Source organism: Komagataeibacter ossonobensis (assembly GCF_057359305.1).
This window is the reverse complement of the sequence record NZ_JBXAYQ010000003.1, coordinates 70,122-88,977: the sequence shown is the minus strand read 5'-3', so window position 1 is coordinate 88,977 and position 18,856 is coordinate 70,122. Positions and strand designations below refer to the sequence as shown.

General features: G+C 60.9%; 19 protein-coding genes and 3 tRNA genes. 12 read left to right on the top strand and 10 right to left on the bottom strand.

Going from position 1 to position 18,856, the window contains the following annotated elements; translation table 11 throughout:
• Nucleotides 1–82 precede the first annotated feature (82 nt).
• From AC1RQ9_RS04405 to AC1RQ9_RS04390, 4 genes are read left to right on the top strand one after another with little or no spacing between them, the layout of a single operon-like run.
• Nucleotides 83–1,204: a BMP family ABC transporter substrate-binding protein gene (locus AC1RQ9_RS04405; RefSeq protein ID WP_485985730.1), complete on the top strand. Its 1,122-nt coding sequence runs from the start codon at nucleotides 83–85 to the stop codon at nucleotides 1,202–1,204.
• Complete coding sequence (locus tag AC1RQ9_RS04400) at nucleotides 1,197–2,783, top strand: ABC transporter ATP-binding protein (protein ID WP_485985729.1); 1,587 nt, start codon at nucleotides 1,197–1,199, stop codon at nucleotides 2,781–2,783. Before AC1RQ9_RS04405 ends, AC1RQ9_RS04400 begins: the two co-directional genes overlap by 8 nt.
• Complete coding sequence (locus AC1RQ9_RS04395; RefSeq protein WP_193732287.1) at nucleotides 2,783–3,847, top strand: ABC transporter permease; 1,065 nt, start codon at nucleotides 2,783–2,785, stop codon at nucleotides 3,845–3,847. The genes AC1RQ9_RS04400 and AC1RQ9_RS04395 overlap by 1 nt, the downstream gene beginning before the upstream one ends.
• A complete protein-coding gene (locus AC1RQ9_RS04390; protein WP_485985727.1) occupies nucleotides 3,844–4,782 on the top strand; it encodes an ABC transporter permease in 939 nt (312 codons plus the stop codon). Before AC1RQ9_RS04395 ends, AC1RQ9_RS04390 begins: the two co-directional genes overlap by 4 nt.
• Here the strand turns inward: AC1RQ9_RS04390 and AC1RQ9_RS04385 are convergent.
• Nucleotides 4,779–5,234: a hypothetical protein gene (locus tag AC1RQ9_RS04385; RefSeq protein ID WP_485985725.1), complete on the bottom strand. Its 456-nt coding sequence runs from the start codon at nucleotides 5,232–5,234 to the stop codon at nucleotides 4,779–4,781. The two genes, AC1RQ9_RS04390 and AC1RQ9_RS04385, sit on opposite strands and share 4 nt — an antisense overlap.
• The gene (locus AC1RQ9_RS04380) at nucleotides 5,227–5,760 is read right to left on the bottom strand and encodes a hypothetical protein (RefSeq protein ID WP_485985723.1); all 534 of its coding nucleotides are present in this window, start codon (nucleotides 5,758–5,760) and stop codon (nucleotides 5,227–5,229) included. The genes AC1RQ9_RS04385 and AC1RQ9_RS04380 overlap by 8 nt, the downstream gene beginning before the upstream one ends.
• A 203-nt stretch (nucleotides 5,761–5,963) precedes the next feature.
• Here AC1RQ9_RS04380 and AC1RQ9_RS04375 point away from each other — a divergent pair, with 203 nt between their 5' ends.
• Nucleotides 5,964–8,165, top strand: coding sequence for a TonB-dependent siderophore receptor (locus tag AC1RQ9_RS04375; RefSeq protein ID WP_485985722.1), 2,202 nt, complete (start codon nucleotides 5,964–5,966; stop codon nucleotides 8,163–8,165).
• A gap of 141 nt (nucleotides 8,166–8,306) precedes the next feature.
• On the opposite strand, the gene AC1RQ9_RS04370 is transcribed toward AC1RQ9_RS04375, so the two are convergent.
• Entirely contained in the window at nucleotides 8,307–9,410 is a 1,104-nt protein-coding gene (locus AC1RQ9_RS04370; RefSeq protein WP_485985721.1) for an ABC transporter substrate-binding protein, read from the bottom strand.
• Nucleotides 9,411–9,552: 142 nt separating this feature from the next.
• Between AC1RQ9_RS04370 and AC1RQ9_RS04365 the strand changes: the two genes are divergently transcribed.
• Nucleotides 9,553–9,628, top strand: a tRNA-Asn gene (locus tag AC1RQ9_RS04365).
• A 425-nt stretch (nucleotides 9,629–10,053) separates the two neighbouring features.
• Here the strand turns inward: AC1RQ9_RS04365 and AC1RQ9_RS04360 are convergent.
• Entirely contained in the window at nucleotides 10,054–11,010 is a 957-nt protein-coding gene (locus AC1RQ9_RS04360; RefSeq protein WP_193732291.1) for an alpha/beta hydrolase, read from the bottom strand.
• 532 nt (nucleotides 11,011–11,542) lie between these two features.
• Here AC1RQ9_RS04360 and AC1RQ9_RS04355 point away from each other — a divergent pair.
• Nucleotides 11,543–12,760, top strand: a complete 1,218-nt coding sequence (locus AC1RQ9_RS04355) for a cation:proton antiporter (protein ID WP_485985720.1) — start codon at nucleotides 11,543–11,545, stop codon at nucleotides 12,758–12,760.
• Between the two features lie 210 nt (nucleotides 12,761–12,970).
• Here the strand turns inward: AC1RQ9_RS04355 and AC1RQ9_RS04350 are convergent, their stop codons facing one another.
• Nucleotides 12,971–13,183 (bottom strand): DUF6911 family protein, encoded by a 213-nt coding sequence (locus AC1RQ9_RS04350; protein WP_485985719.1) that lies wholly within the window; start codon nucleotides 13,181–13,183, stop codon nucleotides 12,971–12,973.
• A gap of 126 nt (nucleotides 13,184–13,309) precedes the next feature.
• Entirely contained in the window at nucleotides 13,310–14,557 is a 1,248-nt protein-coding gene (locus AC1RQ9_RS04345; protein ID WP_193732294.1) for an MFS transporter, read from the bottom strand.
• A gap of 106 nt (nucleotides 14,558–14,663) precedes the next feature.
• On the opposite strand from AC1RQ9_RS04345, the gene AC1RQ9_RS04340 reads away from it, so the two are divergent.
• The 5 genes from AC1RQ9_RS04340 to AC1RQ9_RS04320 all read left to right on the top strand — a co-directional run bounded on the left by AC1RQ9_RS04340 (nucleotide 14,664) and on the right by AC1RQ9_RS04320 (nucleotide 16,171).
• A complete protein-coding gene (locus tag AC1RQ9_RS04340) occupies nucleotides 14,664–15,035 on the top strand; it encodes a tRNA-binding protein (protein WP_485985718.1) in 372 nt (123 codons plus the stop codon).
• Nucleotides 15,035–15,517 (top strand): xanthine phosphoribosyltransferase, encoded by a 483-nt coding sequence (gene gpt / locus AC1RQ9_RS04335; protein WP_019086624.1) that lies wholly within the window; start codon nucleotides 15,035–15,037, stop codon nucleotides 15,515–15,517. The genes AC1RQ9_RS04340 and gpt overlap by 1 nt, the downstream gene beginning before the upstream one ends.
• Before the next feature lie 145 nt (nucleotides 15,518–15,662).
• A tRNA-Pro gene (locus tag AC1RQ9_RS04330) sits at nucleotides 15,663–15,739 on the top strand.
• Nucleotides 15,740–15,761: 22 nt separating this feature from the next.
• A complete protein-coding gene (locus AC1RQ9_RS04325; protein ID WP_019086625.1) occupies nucleotides 15,762–16,067 on the top strand; it encodes an ETC complex I subunit in 306 nt (101 codons plus the stop codon).
• 27 nt (nucleotides 16,068–16,094) lie between these two features.
• A tRNA-Arg gene (locus tag AC1RQ9_RS04320) sits at nucleotides 16,095–16,171 on the top strand.
• 82 nt (nucleotides 16,172–16,253) lie between these two features.
• Here AC1RQ9_RS04320 and AC1RQ9_RS04315 read toward each other — a convergent pair.
• From AC1RQ9_RS04315 to AC1RQ9_RS04300, 4 genes are read right to left on the bottom strand one after another with little or no spacing between them, the layout of a single operon-like run.
• A complete protein-coding gene (locus AC1RQ9_RS04315; protein ID WP_485985716.1) occupies nucleotides 16,254–17,447 on the bottom strand; it encodes a tyrosine-type recombinase/integrase in 1,194 nt (397 codons plus the stop codon).
• Complete coding sequence (locus AC1RQ9_RS04310; protein ID WP_485985714.1) at nucleotides 17,380–17,736, bottom strand: DNA-binding protein; 357 nt, start codon at nucleotides 17,734–17,736, stop codon at nucleotides 17,380–17,382. Before AC1RQ9_RS04310 ends, AC1RQ9_RS04315 begins: the two co-directional genes overlap by 68 nt.
• Nucleotides 17,723–18,160 carry a hypothetical protein gene (locus tag AC1RQ9_RS04305; protein ID WP_485985713.1) on the bottom strand — a complete coding sequence of 146 codons (438 nt, stop codon included), beginning with the start codon at nucleotides 18,158–18,160 and terminating at the stop codon, nucleotides 17,723–17,725. Before AC1RQ9_RS04305 ends, AC1RQ9_RS04310 begins: the two co-directional genes overlap by 14 nt.
• The gene (locus AC1RQ9_RS04300; RefSeq protein ID WP_485985711.1) at nucleotides 18,157–18,840 is read right to left on the bottom strand and encodes a DUF7168 domain-containing protein; all 684 of its coding nucleotides are present in this window, start codon (nucleotides 18,838–18,840) and stop codon (nucleotides 18,157–18,159) included. The genes AC1RQ9_RS04305 and AC1RQ9_RS04300 overlap by 4 nt, the downstream gene beginning before the upstream one ends.
• Between the last annotated feature and the right edge of the window lie 16 nt (nucleotides 18,841–18,856).

The window sequence follows — 18,856 nt, the reverse complement described above, 5'->3', positions numbered from 1 at the left end:
CAGTTACAGGAGCATCCGGACGGACCGACACGTTACCTGCCGCAAGGGGATACGGCATGGATTTTCAGGGGGATAACATCTTATGACAGTTTCAGGGCCGCGGGGGCGGCTGCTGACAACGCGCCGCGCACTGCTGGGTATGGCGGGGGCTGCGGGTTCGGGGCTGCTGCGGCCCGCCCACGCGGCAGCCACGCCCGCATGGCGCAGGCCACTGGCGGAAGCGGATGCCGTGATCGGCTTTGGCCATACCGGGCCGATTACCGATGGCGGGTGGTCCATGGTGCATGACCGGGGCGTGCAGGCCGTGCGCCGCGCATTCCCGAAAATCCGCACCATCTATGTCGAAAGCGTACCCTATTCCGCTGACGCCACGCGCATTTTCCGGCAGTTCGTGGCCGAAGGCGCGCAGATGGTGTTCGCGACCTCCGAATACGGTGATTTCATCAAGGACGTGTCGGACCGCGCGCCGGACGTGGCGTTCATGGAATGTGACGGCACCAATGTGACCGGCAACCTGGGCTGGTATTACGTGGCGCACTGGTATGCCAGCTATATCATCGGCATTGCGGCGGGCCTTATGACACGCACGGGCAAGATCGGGTTTCTGGGCGCGTTTCCCATCCCGTCGGTCTATGCCTCGGCCAACGCGACGCTTCTGGGCGCGCAGTCGGTCAACCCGTCGGTTACGTTACAGAGCATCACCATCAACGCATGGTTCGACCCGCAGGCCGCGACACAGGCGGCGACCGCGCTGGCGGATAACGGGTGTGACTTCCTGTGCGGCATCATGGATGAACCGGCCTATCTGCGCGTGGCGGTGCAGCGCGGGCTGAAGGCGGCGATGTGGAACACCGGCATGCTGGATTACGGGCCGGAAGCCTATGTCAGTTCGGTGGACCTTGATTTCAATGATTTCTATGTCTCGCAGGTGCGCGACCTGCTGGCGGGCACATGGCAGCCGCAGGGCCGTTTCCTGACACTGGGGCACGGTGTGGACCGCGATGCATGGGGGCCAGGCGTGCCGCCCGCAGTCGCGCGCCAGGCCGACGCCATGCGCACGCGCCTGCTGGCGGGCTACAACCCGTTCCGTGGCCCGATCCATGACAACCATGGCCGCCTGCGCGTGCCCGATGGCGTCACGCTGAGCGATCTGGAAATCTATCACAGCGACTGGGCTGTCGCAGGAGTATCCGGCCTTGAATAAGCAGTCCGCCCCCCCCGGCGTCGCGCCGGGCACGCCGCCGGTCCTGCAGTTGCGCGGGATTGGCAAGTTCTTTCCCGGCGTGATCGCCAACAAGGACGTGGACCTTGATGTCTGGCCGGGTGAGATCCATGCCCTGCTGGGGGAAAACGGGGCCGGGAAATCCACGCTGATGAACGTCGTCACCGGCATCTACCAGCCGGAGGAAGGCGAGATCATCCTTGATGGCTACGGCCAGACCTTTACCGCCCCGCAGGAGGCGATCCGCGCGGGCATCGGCATGGTGCACCAGCATTTCAAGCTGGTACAGGCCTTTACGGTGGCGGAAAACATCCACCTTGGCTGGGATGAGGCGCCACGTATCGCCTCCCCCGCCGTGATGGAAGCCCGCACGCGTGAGATTTCCGAACGCTTCGGCTTTCCCGTCCGGCCCGATGCGCGTGTGTGCGACCTGTCGGCGGGCGAGCAGCAGCGTGTCGAAATCCTGCGCGTCCTGGCGCGCAAGGCCCGCCTGCTGATCATGGATGAACCCACCGCCGTGCTGACGCCGGAGGAGACGGGCGAACTGTTCCGCGCGCTGAAGGCGTTCCGCGCGCAGGGCAACGCCGTCATCATCATCAGCCACAAGCTGGATGAGGTGATGGAGATTTCCGACCGCGTCAGCATCCTGCGTGGCGGGCGCAAGGTTGGCACGTTCAACACGGCGGACTGCAATCCGTCCATGCTGGCGGCGACCATGGTGGGGCGTGACATCGTCCGGCGCAACATGCGCGCCCGGCCCGAAGGGGCTGCCCCCATCGCACCCGACCCGGTCATGCAGCTGCGCAATGTCAGCGTGCGTGACGACCGGGGGGTGGAAACCCTGCGCGATGTCAGCCTTGACCTGCATGGTGGCGAAATCCTTGGTATTGCCGGGGTCGCGGGCAACGGGCAGCGGGAACTGACGCATGTGCTGACGGGGCTTATGGCCCTTACGTCAGGCGAAATCCTTCTGGACGGCAGCCTTGTGGACCGCGCGGACCCGGCCCTGTTCGCGCGCGCGGGTGTCGGGCACATCCCCGAGGACCGGCTGCGCAGCGCGCTGGCGCCATCGCTTTCGGTCACCACCAACATGGCGCTGCGTGAATACCCCTACCCGCCCATCGGGACACATGGGCTGTATGATGCGCAGGCGGCGGGCGTGCTGGCGCGCGACATTGCGGAACTGGCTCAGGTCACCATTCCCGATTTCGCCATGCCCATCCGCAACCTGTCGGGCGGCAACCAGCAAAGGCTGGTGGCGCGGCGTGAAATCCGTATCGCCAGCCGGGTTCTGGTCGCGGCCTACCCCGCGCGCGGGCTGGATATCGGGGCGATCGCCACCATGCTGGGGTATCTGACCGACCTGCGTGACCAGGGGGTGGCGGTGGTGTTCATATCCGAAGATCTGGAAGATCTGCTGAATGTATCGGACCGGATTGGTGTCATGTTCCATGGGCGGCTCATGTCCGTAATCGATGCCGAGGCAGCCGACATGGCCACCATCGGCCTGCTGATGGGCGGCCGGGATGCCGCCGGTACCCAACCGGGAGCAACACAGTAATGGCCGCACGTGCATTCCAGCGCCTGCCCAGCGCACCGGCGGGGCGCATCCTTGTGCTGCGACTGGCGGCGATCGTGCTGTCGCTGTTCATCATCGCGGGCGTGCTGGCGCTGTCGGGGCACAGCCCGGTCACGCTGGCGGAACTGATCCTGCGTTCCACCCTTGGTTCACGCTTCGGGCTGGAAGATCTGGCCCTGTTCATGTGCCCGCTGCTGCTGACCGGGGCGGCGGTGACGGTATGTGGCACGATCGGGCTGTGGAATATCGGGGCGGAGGGCCAGTTCTATGCTGGCGCCATTGCCGCGACCGGTGTCGCCCTGGGGCTGCATGGCCCCGCCGTCGTGCTGCTGCCGATCATGACCATTGCCGGCATCCTGGGCGGCATGGCGTGGATTACGGTGCCGACGCTGGCACGCGCCTATGCCGGGGTGAATGAAATCATCACCACGCTACTGCTGAATTTCATCGCATCGCTGCTGACCTATTACCTGACCACCGGGCCGTGGCGCGACCGGATCAGCGGGGCGCAGGTTTCAACCCAGCGCCTGCCGGTCGCCATTCCCGAAATGTGGGGCATCGTGCACTGGGGCTTTCCCGTGGCCATCGTGATCGTGGTGGGGCTGGCGCTTGTGCTGTCGCGCACGCGGTGGGGATATGAAATCCGCATTGGCGGCGCCAACCCCGAAGCCGCGCGCTATGCCGGGATTCCGGTTCGGCTGCGCATCATTTCGGTCATGCTGCTGTCGGGGGCGCTTGCGGGCCTTGCGGGCATGTTTGAAGTCGCGGGCACCGTCCATCGGCTGCAGGGCGGCATGGCCAACAATTTCGGTTACCTGGGGATCGTGGTCGCCGTTCTGGCGCGCGGGTCGTGCCTGAATGTCATTCCCGCCGCCCTGCTTATGGCGCTGATCCTTGATTCCGGCATTGTCATGCAGACACAGCAGCTTTCGGCGTCGGTTGTCCTGGCCATTACGGGACTGATCCTGTTCATGATCGCCATTGGCGATGAACTGGCCCATTACCGGCCCGTGGCCAGTACCACGCCAAAGGGGAAAGCATCATGATCACGCTACTGACGGGCATGCTGGCCACCGCCGTGCTGGCGGGCGGGGTGCTGGCGCTGGCCGCCCTTGGTGAAGTGCTGGCCGAACGGGTTGGCGTGACCAACCTTGGCGTGGAGGGGCTTATGGCGCTGGGGGCGGTGACGGCGGTCATGACCGTATCCTCCGTTTCCTCGCCATGGGTCGGGTTGCTGGTGGCGGGGCTGGTTGGGGCTGCGGGCGGCATGGTGTTCGCCTTTGGCGCCGTGGTGATGCGGGCCAACCAGGTGCTGTGCGGGCTGGCGACAACCTTCATGGGGCTGGGCCTGTCCACGGCACTGGGTCACAATTATGCAGGCCAGCCGGTAACGACGACATTCGGCCATGTCTCCGTCCCGGTGCTGTCATCCATTCCGGTGATTGGCCCTGCCCTGTTCGGGCAGAATATCCTGATCGTGCCGATTTACGTGCTGCTGCCCGCACTGGTGCATTTTGTCATGTTCCGCACCCGCCATGGGCTGAACATGCGCGCGGTGGGGGAAAACCCGGCGGCGGCGGATGCGGCGGGCATTCCGGTCATGGCCATGCGGTTCTGGTATGTCACCCTTGGCGGTGCGATGGCGGGGCTGGCGGGGGGATACCTGACGCTGACCTATGTACCCGTATGGTCGGAAGGCATGGTGGCAGGTCGCGGGTGGATTGCGCTGGCACTGGTGATCTTTGCCGGGTACCGCCCGGTTATCGTCACGCTGTCCGCGCTGCTGTTCGGGCTGGTCACCGCCCTGTCCTTTGTCGGGCAGGCGCATAACTGGCCGATTGACCCGGCATTCCTGAACATGCTGCCATATCTGGGCACCATGGCCTTCATTATCGTGCCGGTCGTGGTCTGGCACCGCATGCGGCGGGTCATGGCGGCCCCTGCGGCACTGGCGCAGCCCTATTACCGCGACGTGTGCTAGGCCGCACCACCAGACGGCGCGGACATGAAGACAGCATGGCCGCGCCAGCAGCGGGATGGGACAGGCAGGCGACTGTCCCGCATATCACGAAGGGCATTGCTGGCGGGACGGCCGAAACGCCTCTGGCAGCCGTTCAGTGCCCGGATGCCCTGGATATAATTACGTCCATCGCGCATGGTTGTCGTAATCCGCGCCCTGCCATTGCAGCCGCTTGATTTCGTTGCGTAATGATAACTCACGATAAACGTGTTGGCATTTTCCTGTGCAATATCGATCAGGCGTATGGGATCGGCCAGGCTGCCATAAAACCGGGTGATGTTTTCTGGCGCGAAGGCCGGCCGGGTGCGTTTTTCCGGCACGACCATGGCTGAGGCATTGCCCCCCTGCCCGTCCCCCAATGCGGCATAGAACGCGCGGATTGTCGTTGCCGCGGTTCCATACTCATCAATCAAAATCCATGGGCTTTTCCTGTGCGGGCGCAATCGACGTGACGGTTACAAGCAGTGGTTCATGGTAATGACCCGTTTCCGCCGCCATCGGATTCGTAACCTTTACTGTAACAATCTGGTGCAGAAGGTTACGAAACTGCTCGAATGCAGGTTGTTCCGCCGTTAACTGGACATCCTGAAAAATGTTCCCCGGATCAGCAAACCCATCCACATCATCTGCAATGCAGATGGGATCATGCAGTTTCAGGATATAGGATGGTTCAGGTGTATCGCCCTTCTGCACATCTTCATAATTGGGTGGCCCGGGAAACACGACATAATCCAGCGTTCCGGTCAGTTCCGATGGTTCCTGATGCTGCAGATCATAGCAAGACCCGGCCCATGCGGCCGTCTGCCAGAAGGCGCATACAATTGAAACTAGCGCAATCGGGAAATATTTTCTCATTCCAAATAATCCAAAAATAATTTCTGGTAATATATTTTTATTTACTTTCCCTGTCCATGTGGGATTCTGGAAACCATCCTGCATCCGTTAATAAAAACCAGAAAAACTATGGTCCGGCCGGTTCCGACAGACGGAATGCCGGTCAGCAGGTCGCCCGCCCCGGATGGATACCGCGCCAGCACGAAAAGCCACTTTGCAGACACGTTTTGATATGTATTGCAAATGATTCTCAATTACTATACGACCCCACTTCCACACGGCAGAAAATGGCAGGAATGAGGTCAGGCATGCAGCGCAGCAGGGTTTTTTATGTATTTCCTCTTTCACTTCTGGTGACAGGGCATGCCCTTGCGGCTGATCTGGTTGAAAAATCGGACCACACCCATCGTGCGCGGCCGTCGCGCGTGAAAAAAGCAGCCCCCCAGCCTGACGCGAACGCCGTGCAGGCGGAAAAGCTGGAGGTCCATGCCCGCAGGCCGGCGACAGTCGCGTCCTCGGCCACGAAATCCGATACGCCGCTGATCGAAACCGCCCAGTCGGTCACGGTTGTCAGCCGCAACGAAATGGATGTGCGCGGGGTACTCAGCCTTAATCAGGCCGTGCGCTACACGGCGGGCATCACCCCCGACCTGCGTGGCGGTGGCGAGGGCACGCGCTATGACCAGTTCGCCCTGCGCGGCTTTACGGTCCCGACCTTCCTTGATGGGCTCAAGCTGCAGGACAGTCCCACGGGCTATGCCACGGCGCAGACCGATACGTCACGGCTGGAACGGGTCGAGATCCTGAAGGGGCCAGCATCCGCGCTATATGGCCAGTCCAGCCCCGGCGGCCTTGTCGCCCTGTCCAGCAAGCTGCCGACCGACCAGAAATTCTATGGTGGCGTCAACACGACGGGCGGCATGTTCGACCTGTATCGCGTGGATGCCGATGTTGGTGGTTACGCCACGAAGGACGGCATGGTGCGCTACCGGCTGTATGGCACGGTCAATGGCCAGCACAGCCAGATGAGCCGGACGGGCAGCCGGCGCTTTTCCATCAGCCCGTCCTTTACATTCGGCGGTGATGGACCGACCACGCTGACCATTCTGGGCAACTACCAGTACGATCCCGAAAATGGCACCTATGGCGGCGAACCGCTGGTGGGGTCGCTCAGGCCCGCATCTTATGGCTACCTGCCCCGGGATTTTTATGACGGTGATGAATCGTTCGAGAAATTCAACCGCCGACAGGGCGGCATCACCTATATTTTCAACCACCGTTTCAACGATAACTGGAGCTTTACCAGCCGCGGGCGGTACGATGACATCAAGACCATCTATCGCAGCGTGTACAACAACGGTTATTACACCAGTAATGACATGCTCAGCCGTTCCGCCTTTGGCACGAACGAACATACGCACAATCTGGCATTCGACAGCCAGTTCAAGGGCCATGTCCGCACCGGTCCCCTGCGCCATACGATGATGTTCGGCTTTGACTACATGCAGCAGAGCGCATCGGAAGAAGGGTTTTACGGTAGTGCGCCGGACCTGAATGTCCTGCACCCGGACTATAACATGGCCATTCCCGCCATGAGTCCATATCTGCATTACCAGACCAATTCACACCAGATCGGCATGTACGCGCAGGATGAAATGCGCTGGAAGGGTCTGGTCGTGACCGGCAGCCTGCGTAATGACTGGTATCGTTCGCAGCAGAACGAATACATGTACCATACATCATCGCATGAAAATCCCCGCCAGATTACATGGCGTGCTTCGGCCCTTTACCATTTCAATTTCGGCCTTTCGCCCTATATCAGCTACTCGACATCGTTCCAGCCGCAGTCGGGCACGGTTTCCAGCGATGGGGGCCACACGTTCCGCCAGGCAGATCCGTCCCTTGGCAAACAGCTTGAAGGGGGGCTGAAATACCAGCTTCCGGGCACGTCGCTGCTGTTTACGGCGGCGGGCTTCCATATTGAACAGACCAATGTGCTGGTTGCCGTTGGCAACCTGGGTTACAGCACGGAAAGCGGGAAAGTACATTCGGACGGTTTCGAATTCGAAGCCCATGCCGAGCCTTACAGGAACCTGATGATCACGGCCGCGGTCAGCGTGCAGAAAGTCCATGATGATTCGACGGGCAAGCCCCTGATCCAGTCCGGGACGGGCAACGCATCGCTGTTTGCGTTCTACACCATGCCTTCGGGGCCGGCAAAAGGTCTCGGCTTTGGTGGTGGCATGCGGTATTCGAACAAATCCTATGGTGGCGAGGCCAGCTATGGCAGCGTCTGGGTACCGCAATACGCCGTATTCGATGCGTCATTACGCTATGACCTGTCGAACCTTTCGCCCTCACTTCATGGCTGGACCGTCGCGGCCAGTGCCCGCAACCTGTTTGACAAGAATTACGTCGCGAACTGCCTGAGCTATGCCTCCTATAATCAGGAATGGTGCTATTATGGCGAGCGCCGGAACGCGCAGGCGAGCCTTGGGTTTACCTGGTAAATTCACCCGTCCCTATAATCCAACGCGCATCCGGCCTGAAAAAAATACGAGGAAGTTCCTGGTGAAGCTTTTTTCAAAAAGCTTCGTCAGAACCGCGCTTTTTTGAAAAAAGGCAACACCCAAAAACTTTTAGTTCCTATATCATCCCGACTGTCCCGCACCATGGCTGCCCCGTTGGCCATGGTGCAGGATATCGGCTGAAATGCTACGGGCGTAACCAGCCGAATCAAGGCTGTCGGGAAAGATGCCCAGCAGCTTGAGTTCATCCACATACCGCGCGACCTGTATTTTCAGGTCATTACCCACGGGGCTGACCCCCAGCACTTCGTGGCGCATCATCTGCAAAATCGTGTCCTGATCCATGCTGTCCACCCGGCCATCAAGCAGGGCCGCGGCTTCCGCCATATGTCCGGGCAGCCAGTGGGCAGCATGCGATAGCGCCAGCACAAGGGCCACGGCGGCACCCGGCGTCTGCGCCAGCAGGTCCGTCGAGACACCCAGCGCAAGATTTGTGCGTTCCGCGTACAACCCCTTCACGCTATTGACCAGTTCCACCAGATCCAGCGCCCGGTTGTTCAGCAGCTGCCACGCCAGCGGGTCATGCAGGGCCACGGCGTCCACCGTGCCCGCCGCCAGGGCGTCATCAATCTGGTCGGGCGGCAGGATCACCCAGTCGGGCGCTGTATCCGGGTTCAGTCCCTTGCGGCGCAGGATGACGGAAAAGAACAGCCGGTCCGCCATATCCGCATTCAGCACCGCGATCCTGCGGCCCACCAGATCCTCGATCTTGGCAATCCGCAGCCGCTTGCGCACCAGCAGGCGAAATGTCCCCGCCTGCAATCCCATGACCAGCCGCGCGGGCAGGTCCGCATCCGCCTGATACGCCTGCAGCCACGACAGCACGGGGGCCACGGCCGCCATGCTGCGCCCCGCCCGCAGGTCGGCAATGGCGTCCCGCCCCGTTACAGCGCCGGAACGCAGGTGCACATCCAGCCGGTACTGGGAAAAGAAGTCCTGCCGCAGCGCCACATTGTACAGCGTCGATGCCTGGGCAAACGGCCATGACAGCGTCAGGTCATGCGCTTCGCCATCCAGCAGCGCATCATCATGCCGTACGATACGGGCCTGCTGGCGGCTTTGCAGCCACTGCGCACCCACCACGGCACAACCTGCCCCAACCAGCAGCGGCATGACCGCACGCCGCAGCAGGCGTGGCGGCCGCCCTTCCCTGTTTTCATCGACCATTGGTGGGCATTTCTCCTGCAACACAAAGGCATTACCGTGCTTTCAGCCGGTCCGGTTTTCCATTTTCCCCCTTTTTGAAAAAAAGTTCAAAAGGGGGGTTTACGCCCCCCCACCAGTGTGGCTATAAGCTGCTCAACGCTGATCCCGAATAGCTCAGTTGGTAGAGCAAGCGACTGTTAATCGCTGGGTCGTAGGTTCGAGTCCTACTTCGGGAGCCATCTTACCTTAAAAATTAGTGTCAGATCAGCAGGGCTGGATTTCCTTAATCCGACTGTCTGTTCCATGCCATGGTAGACACGGCCATCGGACAGATGCAGCCGCACTTCAGGCGGTTGGTGATGTTATTCGCCGATATTCCCTATTCTTTAAATAAATGCGCCAGATCCTGCTTCTGGGCCGGAATAATCAGTCCAGTACCAGCATACCCATTGCGCGGCCATGGAATTGTCGAAAGCCCTGCAGTGGAAGCGACAACTGGCGTCCACCGCATTGCAATGCAGTCTTACATACTGCCCTGTTTCAGAACATGTGAAAATTTTACCATGTGTGCGGAAACATCCACCCCACCAGCAATGACGGCAGAATATGAAAACCCGGCCGAGACATCACGTCAGGGCCGGGTCAGGTCAGGTCGGATCAGGGATTACAGGCCAAGCGTACGCTTCAGCCCTGCGCAGTAGGCATCCATGAACCGGCGCGACAGTTCCGCATCCGGCACGAACATGTCGAACACATGGTATGCGCCCGGCACGACCATGACCTCGGTCGGGATACCTGCGGCCATCAGGCGGCGGGCATAGTCCAGATCCTCGCACAGAAACAGGTCCATCGACCCCACCCCGATAAAGGTGGGCGGCAGGCCGGACAGGTCCTTCGCCCGCGCGGCAGATGCATAGGCCGGCGTGTCATCGCCCCCTGCCTTCGCCCCCAGATACGCTTCCCATGCATATTTGTTGGCCGAACGGGTCCAGACATATTCACCAAAATCGGGCGCGGGATCGACCTTGGTCGCCGTACGGTCATCCAGCATGGGATAGATCAGCAGCTGGTAGGCAAGCCTGTATTCCTTGCGGTCGCGCGCCATCAGCGCCAGGGCCGCACTCAGCCCACCACCCGCACTTTCACCTGCCACGGCTACCTTGTCGCGATTGATGCCCAATCCGGCCGCGTTGTCATGTACCCATTTCAGGACGGCGTAACAGTCCTCGATCGCGCCGGGATATTTGACCTCTGGCGCCAGCCGGTAATCGACAGAGACAATGACAAACCCCATCTTGCTGGCCAGCACCTGGCATTTCGGGTCATCCACTTCCGGATGTCCCGAAACCAGTCCACCGCCATGGATATAGACAATGGCCGGGGCATTGGGCCGCCGCACGCGGGGGCGATAGATCAGGACACGCACGTCAGGCGCACCGGCGGGACCAGGAACATATTCTTCCTGCGTTTCCACATCCGGCAGGGGACGCCCTTCGATCAGCCGCACCGACGTCATGAATATCTCACGCACTTCCGGCAGCGACCGTCCGGACAGGCCATCAAATGACGGCATTTTTTCCAGAATCGGCAGGAATTCGGGATTTACGACATTTTTGGGCATGGTGAAGCAGGTCCTCTTCAATCAGAAGCCGCCCATGGGGGCGCCTTCGCTGCCTGTAACCGTCACGCACACAAGCGTGATCAACCATGACTGACATCAAATAATTTTCTCTATATATGCATATAAAATATAAAATTATGGGTTTTTCTTATCTGTTATATTTGTAAATCAATTCATTTCATCAATTTATATATTGTATGTGCCATTCGAATATAAAATATACTTCGTATGCCGTAATGAAATCATCGCACGCCATGCCATGATGCCAGCAAGGTGATGCATCCGGCCTGCCGCGCCATCAAACCGCCGGTCCATACCGGCGTTTCCATATACTTGCGCTGTATCGTGGCGGGCTTCCGGCCGTCGCGACAAGAACTGTTGCCTTTTTACAGGCATAGTCAGGCACGGAATGACAAAACAGGATTGCCCTGACCAGCAGGGCATATATTTCCGGACATTAAGAAAAATAAAAGTTCCAATTTTAATTTTTTACATATAACCTATTCATATTATATATGGGAAAGGTTTGAGATTGTCGAACACTACGGCGCTTGTTCTTGATGCTGCCCTGTTTGTTATTTTCCCATGGGCGGTATGGCGACTGGCACATAGGGCAATTCCGATTGTTGTCCTGCCAATCCTGCTCGGGATCGTGCTGGCGGTCATGCATGCGCCGGTGCATGAAATCGGCATCCCATCCGTTTATGGTGACAATATCGGCTGGCTGGCCGTGCTGGTGCTGGCCTTTACCGCCGGGCTGGAAATGTGGCAGCCCCCCGATGCCAATGCATCAGCCCATACCATTCCCCCGCCCCCTCTGGGTCGCCTGCTGGGTGGTGCGCTGGTGGCGCTGGGGGGACCGTTCGTCATCGGCTCCTTTCTGGTCTATTATTTTTTCCTGCCCCTGCATGGATGGCATCCGCCGCATGTCGGCCGGCTGATCGGGTCACTGGCCATCGGGCTATGCATTGCGGTCAGCGCCCTGCCGGTGCTGATCGGCATCGTGCGTGAACTGCCACCGCTGCAGCGATCGATCGGGCAGCTTGCACTCAAGCTGGCGGTGGTGGATGACGCGGCGCTGTGGATCGGGCTGGTCATCCTGCAGTTCGCGGCCCGCGGGCCTGCGGCGCTGCATGGCTGGACCGGGCTGGAGGGGGTGGCGGTTGTCCTGCTCGTAGCCCTGGCCATCATCAGCAACTGGGCGACACGCAACATGCCCAACCCGCCCCAGCTGGTGATCTGGGCGGCGGTGCCGGTCTATCTGGCCGCAGGATCATGGGCCAGCATGCATCTGGGCCTGCATGAACTGATCGGGGCGTATTTTGCCGGTGCGCTCATGCCGCCACGCTGGGTCGTGCGCCTGCCGGTGGAACAGGTCGGGCGGTTTTCCCTGATCTGGCTGGCGCCGATGTTCTTTGGCCATAGCGGGCTGCATATCAATGGTGATGCGCTGACGTGGCCCTCGGTCCTCGCGTCGCTGATGCTGGTGGTCATTTCGGTGCTGGCCAAGATGGGATCGGTCTATGCCTTTCCGCCCGCGCCCGGACTGACGCGGCGGCAGGCGCTGGGGGTGGGCGCCCTGCTGCAATGCAAGGGACTGATGGAAATCGTGGCCGCAACCATCCTGCATGCGCAGGGCATGCTGTCGGATTTCGCCTTTGCGTCCCTCATGGTGCTGGCGGTCATTTCAACCGCGCTGACCGGCCCGTTGTTCCGGCTGTTCGCCCCACGCATCCGTCATGGCGCGTGACTGTAATAAAAAGACACCCTTCCGGGCATTGCTCCATGGCCTTTCAGACAGTCCCCAAGGGACCGGATCGGGCGGGCATCCGGATAAAGCAGGCCATATGACCATAACCCGCAACCTGTCCACCTCCGTGCATGAGACGAATACAAAGATTACAGGGTATTGTCCGGGGTGCGGTTCAGCATAACTGCGTCATTACGCCCTCCCGGACATTCAAAAAAACGACCTGAATATTGTCAGCGCCAGATGAAAATTCCTGGTTAGCATTCTGGAATCATACAGATCTTCCAGAATGGGAATCATTCCGGGCTTTATCGTGCCGGAATATACTGTCCTGACATCGCAATCGTCATTTTCTTCGCACCCAAGCGTCAGCAGGCATATTTCCCGTTCGCGTCTCAACTGCGGACTGGATGACGTATCCACATCACCCAGACCGACCAGCCGTCATATCTGCAGGTCGCGTTCAGAAGGTCCAGCAGGTCACCCGGCGAAGGGGCGGTTGATTTCCCATGGCAGCCCTTTCCCTGAATACACCAATTTTATCCCCGGTCATTCCGGCGTAATGTCATCCAGTCGGTCAAGACGCCACAGCCCGGGAAACATCCGTATCCACGCGATGGTAATGGCCAGCGTGCCGATCCCGCCCAGGGCGACCGAGCCAACCGGCCCGATCAGGCTGGCCACCATCCCGCTTTCGAATTCGCCCAACTGGTTGGATGACCCGATGAACAGCATGTTCACCGCCGAAACCCGCCCGCGCATGCTGTCGGGCGTGCGCAACTGCACCAGCGCGCCACGCACCACCACGCTGACCACATCGGCCGCCCCCAGCACCGCCAGCGCGATGATGGATACCGCCATGGAACGCGACAGGGCAAAGACCACCGTCGCCACGCCAAAGATCGCCACGGACAGGAACATGCGTGCCCCCGCCCGGCGGTTGAGCGGCCGCCACACCAGTATGACGGAACACATCACCGCCCCGATAGCCGGCGCGGCCCGCAACAGCCCCAGCCCCAGCGGCCCGGCATGCAGGATATCACTGGCGAAAACCGGCAGCATGGCGGTCGCTCCCCCCAGCAGCACGGCGAACAGGTCCAGCGAGATCGCGCCCAGCATATCGGGCCGGGCGCGCATGAAGTGCGCGACCTCCACAAACGTGGCCAGCGAAAGCGGCACCCGTGGCCGGGGTGTGTAGACCAGGCGGATACATAACGTACCAACACACGCACAGGCGAAGCCGATGGCGCAGACAAGGTAGCACACCCCGGCCCCCGCGCCGTACAGCAGCCCGCCCACCGACGGCCCCGTCACCGCCGCCGCCTGAAACAGCGAGGACGACACCGCCGCGGCACGTGGAAACACATGCACGGGCACGAGCGATGGCAGGAAAGTCTGCTGGCATGGCATTTCGAACGCGCGGGCGGCGCCAAACACCATGACCATGGCATAGATCATCCACGGCGTGGTCCACCCGCCCAGTGCGCCGATGGCCATGAGCAGGGCGGACAGGGCCTCGATACACTGGCACGTCACCACGATCATGCGACGGTCGAGGTGGTCCGCCGCATGCCCCGCCGGCAGCAGAAGTCCCGCCATGGGCAGGAACTGCGCCAGCCCCACCAGAGCCAGCGCCGTCGTGCTGTGGGTCAGGGCATAGATCTGCCACCCCACCGCGACGGCCTGCACGCAGGCGGAAAAGGAGGAAGCCGTACGGGCGGCAAGGAACGCGGGCAGTCCGGGGTGACGGTGCAGGGGCACGGCAACCGGGGGCGGTGGAACGGGAGCGGAAGACATGATGCCGTCACCCTAACAGCACCGCTGCGAAATATCCTACGTCCTGCCCCTAAAAATTACGTTCACCTGTTTGCAAATCGGCCCCGATACGGGCAAAAGCTGTTCCATGACAGACCCTGTTGAGCATACAGCCGTGCCCGGCGCGGCGGGGGACGTACCGACCCGCGACTGGCTTGATATCCGGGCCGGGACGGTGGTGGATGCACACCCCGTGCGCGAAACGCCGCGGCACACCTTCCGGCTGACCATTGATTTCGGTCCCCATATCGGGGTCCGGTCATCGGTGGTGCAGGTCAACCACCGCTATGTCCCGGCCCGGCTGGTTGGCCGCCAGATCTGCGCGGTGATCAATGTCCCGCCCCGGCAGGTCGGTTCCCTGCGCAGCGAGGTGCTGACACTGGGCATGCCCGACAGTAATGGAGAGGCCGTCCTGATCCGACCCGATGGCCGTGTCCCCGATGGAGGAAAACTTTTCTGATGGCTACAAGCTACGCAACCGTAACATGGGACCAGCTGCACCGCGATGCCCGCCAACTGGCCAGCACGCTGATGACCCGTGGCCCCTTCAGGGGAATCGTGGCCATCACGCGCGGCGGCATGATCCCCGCCGCGATCATCGCCCGTGAACTGGACTGCCGCCTGATCGACACCATTTCCGTCGTGACCTATGACGAGGAAAAGATGGGCGAACCCTCCGTCGTCAAGAACGCCGACGCCGCGGGCGATGGCGAGGGCTTCCTGATCATTGACGACCTGGTGGATTCGGGGGTCACGGCGCAGCTTGTGCGCAAGATGCTGCCCAAGGCGGTATTCGCCTGCCTGTACGCCAAGCCCGCCGGCCGCCCGATCACGGATATTTTCGTGGTCGAGGTCCCGCAGGACACATGGGTACTGTTCCCGTGGGATACGGCGCCGCTGTTCATTCCGCCGCTGGCCAGCAAATCGGTCGAAAAGGCCTGATCGGGGCACTTTCTGCCCATCACACGCCTTGTTGTTCGCCGCGCCCGTCCACACTGCTTGCCGCAGGGACGATGGGCGCGGTATTTTTTTGCAAGAATGTGCTTGCCAGAACAGCAGTTGCCACATAGGTTCCCGCTCGTGGTCGCGGGGCGTGGCGCAGCCTGGTAGCGCGCGTGTTTTGGGTACACGAGGCCCCCGGTTCGAGTCCGGGCGCCCCGACCATATCCAGGGAGTACGGATCGTAATGCGAGCCCGGATTTACAGGCAGTCAAAACCCTCTACCCAGTCAGGTCAGGCCGGAACCCATACATGGGTACTGGATTACGGGCAGAACCGCCCCCGTCATATCGATACCCTGATGGGCTGGACCGGCAGCGCCGATACCCCGTCGCAACTGCGCCTGCAGTTTCCCGATCAGGACAGCGCCGTAGCCTATGCCACGCGCGAAGGGATCGCCTTCGATATCGAAATCCCCACCCCGCGCATTCGTCGCCCCAAGGCCTATGCGGATAATTTCCGTTATGACCGGATCCAGAACTGGACGCACTAGGCCTGATCTGGCACAAGTGCAGGCCACGCGCCCTTAGCTCAGTTGGATAGAGCAACAGCCTTCTAAGCTGTGGGTCGCTGGTTCGAATCCAGCAGGGCGCGCCATTTTTTCAATGACTTAGCGTCCGAAAAGTTTGCACGGTTTGCAGATGGTTTGCAGTGCACTATGGCTCATTGCGGTTTTGCCTTACCCCAGACGGCCCCGTGTAGCAGCGATGGAGACCACCTTGCTGGTCTCCCGCTCCTGATGCTGTTCCCACAACTGCATACCCGCAATCGCGACCTCAGTGCGACGCGGCAAGTATGTGTCGATGATCCGTTGGCAATAATCGATCCCGTGACCACTGATCGAAGCGATCTGGGGCGTCGTGGCCCCTGCTTCTGCCAGGCGGACGATACCCGTGCGGCGCAAGTCACGGCGTTGCCTGTGATTTTCATCAAGCTGCTCCCTGACTTCTTCTTTCGAAAAGCCTTCACGGAAAAGCTTTCTGGCCGCTCCCTGTGCCATTCTGGCTATGACCTGATCCCATGCACGGCTGAAATTGCGCCGCGCCCACTTCTTTCCTGTCGGGCTTGGTACCAGCAGCTTCGCACTTGGCTTGCCAATTCGGCCGACGACATTGCCCGATTGGGACGCCGTTTCCTGATCGATCTGACGCACGCGTTCACGCAAGAGTCCGGCCAGACGTTCATGCACGGGCACATCCAGCAGCGTCCCCGTCTTGGATTGTCGCAAGGCTATGAACAGACGCCCGTCCCGTTCGGAAATGAGGGACGCATCCATGCTCAGCACATCGCTGGGTCGTTGGACGGTGTAAAGCAGCAGCATGTAGGCCAGTTGGAGCGAGGGGCGGGCGCGGGCAAGAAACTCGTCCTCCATTTCATAGCTCCAGATCTGGACGCGACTGGCGATGTGCAGCCGGCCGAAGCGTTCGGCAACATTTTCAGTCACGATCCCCTGTTCCTTTGCCCGCGCCAACAGGATCTGCAGCAAGGACAGGATCTGATTGGCTTTGCGCGGCGTGCTGCGCATGCGCTTTTTGATCGCCATGATTTCCTGACGCGTGATCGCTCTGGCAGGAATGTCCCCCCAGTCGTCACGCATGCGATCCAGATATCCGCGATAGAGCCTACGGGTGCTCTCGCGCAGCCTGTCCTGCACGTCTTCATCCCCAAGATAATCCACGATCAGGGCGGCAATCGAGCCGGGCACGATGCCGGCTTCGGTCACTGGATCCTGAAAGCTGAGGCGGTCAAGGGCCGCCTCACGCGTGTGACCAAGGAATTTCTTGGTCGCACGGTCGTAAAAATACTCAAGTACCGAACCGTCGCGGCGCTTCTTGCGCACGACGTTCAACCCGGTTCTGCGGGAGCGTGGCATTCATTCTCTCCACTAGAGATGGCGTTGTGACCAGGCTTTCTGCAGAAACGGGGGCACTGGTTGCAGCCGGTGCCCCCACCCCGATTCCAGAGGCCTGATCGGCGTATAGGTCGAGCAACTGACGATCCCACGTCAACCTGCCACCTCGACCACCACGCGGACGCGCCGGCGGCCACCACCCCTGCTTCACCTCATCATCGAAGGTCGAAATGCTGACGCCCAGATACATGGCCGCCAGATCCTTCGTCAGGTACCGTGGCCAGAACGGTAGCTGATCAACTGCTGGCATCGGTCCCCTTCCCTTCCTTCAACCACGCCTGCACGCCGCGCGCGCGGATCAGCTTCACATTCCCTTCCTTGACCAGAGGCCCACGGAAAACGATCCGGCACGGGCTACCGCTTTCGACCACCTGACCAAGGTATTGACCGGTCCCGTCGCCATAGATCTCCACGTCGTAGATCTCCTGCCCGAACTGGAGGCCCCGCAGGCACGGATGCGCCTGATCGTTCAGGGCATGCGGTTTCAGTCCGTTGGACGCATAAGCGGCCGCGATCAGGACATTGGCGGCAGCCCGGCGATAGTTCTGCCAGTTGGGCACCAGTGCGCCGCCACGGATGGTCTCGACCATGGCGTCGGGACCACGCGGGTCATTGTATGATTGGCACAGCGCACGCGCGCCGGCTTCAACGACGTCGCCGGGAGTGGTGCTCATGGGACATCCCCCGCGATAGCCAGCCGCTGTTCACCTGACATGGGCGCATGCAGCTGTGCCTTGCGGCCTTCCCTGTGGCCATCACAGAACGCCTGGTCAGACCGGCGCGAGGGCGGCGCGGCACGCCCCCTCATTTCCTCCATCTCGCCAAGCGCCGTGTCTTCGTAGCGGAGCAGCAGCTGCTCTTCCTCGGGCGAGATGACAAGGCGCTGCGCCTTGCTGCGCACGGCAAAGATCCAGCCCTCGGCAAAGTTGTCGGCCCGGCTGATCTTGGTGGTGCGTTTGATGCGCTTGTTCTGCGCCCCCAAGAAGTCAGCACGCGCCTGGCGCAGCTGTCGGCTGAGCACATCGCACGTATAGGCTGCGATCTCGGCACGGTCTGACAGACCGTAGAAACGGATCTGGCCAGAGCCTTCCATAAAGACCGACCTTACCCCGAAGACCGCATTGATCATTGACCAGAGACGGGTCTGGTATTTGGTCGGCCGGGTCTTTGCACTCCACGTAAAGCGACCCGCAAAATCCCCTACATTCGACAGGACCAGATCATCCTCGGTGATCTGGTGTTCGTGCATGAGCTGCTGCGCGCGCGCCAGTGCGGCGGCGACTTCGTGCGCGTTGCTGGACCTGGACAGCGCCAGCAGCTTCTTGAGGCGCTCCATGACTGCTTTCTGGCTCATGCCCTTTCCGGTAGCT

Excerpts from the sequence above, each read along its gene's own strand:
- AC1RQ9_RS04360 (WP_193732291.1), bottom strand. The coding sequence starts at position 11,010 with ATGCCCAAAAATGTCGTAAATCCCGAATTCCTGCCGATTCTGGAAAAA.
- AC1RQ9_RS04325 (WP_019086625.1), top strand. The coding sequence starts at position 15,762 with ATGCGAGCCCGGATTTACAGGCAGTCAAAACCCTCTACCCAGTCAGGT.
- AC1RQ9_RS04310 (WP_485985714.1), bottom strand. The coding sequence starts at position 17,736 with ATGCCAGCAGTTGATCAGCTACCGTTCTGGCCACGGTACCTGACGAAG.
- AC1RQ9_RS04390 (WP_485985727.1), top strand. The coding sequence starts at position 3,844 with ATGATCACGCTACTGACGGGCATGCTGGCCACCGCCGTGCTGGCGGGC.
- AC1RQ9_RS04370 (WP_485985721.1), bottom strand. The coding sequence starts at position 9,410 with ATGGTCGATGAAAACAGGGAAGGGCGGCCGCCACGCCTGCTGCGGCGT.
- AC1RQ9_RS04395 (WP_193732287.1), top strand. The coding sequence starts at position 2,783 with ATGGCCGCACGTGCATTCCAGCGCCTGCCCAGCGCACCGGCGGGGCGC.
- gpt (WP_019086624.1), top strand. The coding sequence starts at position 15,035 with ATGGCTACAAGCTACGCAACCGTAACATGGGACCAGCTGCACCGCGAT.
- AC1RQ9_RS04380 (WP_485985723.1), bottom strand. The coding sequence starts at position 5,760 with ATGCAGGATGGTTTCCAGAATCCCACATGGACAGGGAAAGTAAATAAA.
- AC1RQ9_RS04300 (WP_485985711.1), bottom strand. The coding sequence starts at position 18,840 with ATGAGCCAGAAAGCAGTCATGGAGCGCCTCAAGAAGCTGCTGGCGCTG.
- AC1RQ9_RS04345 (WP_193732294.1), bottom strand. The coding sequence starts at position 14,557 with ATGTCTTCCGCTCCCGTTCCACCGCCCCCGGTTGCCGTGCCCCTGCAC.
- AC1RQ9_RS04405 (WP_485985730.1), top strand. The coding sequence starts at position 83 with ATGACAGTTTCAGGGCCGCGGGGGCGGCTGCTGACAACGCGCCGCGCA.
- AC1RQ9_RS04375 (WP_485985722.1), top strand. The coding sequence starts at position 5,964 with ATGCAGCGCAGCAGGGTTTTTTATGTATTTCCTCTTTCACTTCTGGTG.
- AC1RQ9_RS04315 (WP_485985716.1), bottom strand. The coding sequence starts at position 17,447 with ATGCCACGCTCCCGCAGAACCGGGTTGAACGTCGTGCGCAAGAAGCGC.
- AC1RQ9_RS04305 (WP_485985713.1), bottom strand. The coding sequence starts at position 18,160 with ATGAGCACCACTCCCGGCGACGTCGTTGAAGCCGGCGCGCGTGCGCTG.
- AC1RQ9_RS04340 (WP_485985718.1), top strand. The coding sequence starts at position 14,664 with ATGACAGACCCTGTTGAGCATACAGCCGTGCCCGGCGCGGCGGGGGAC.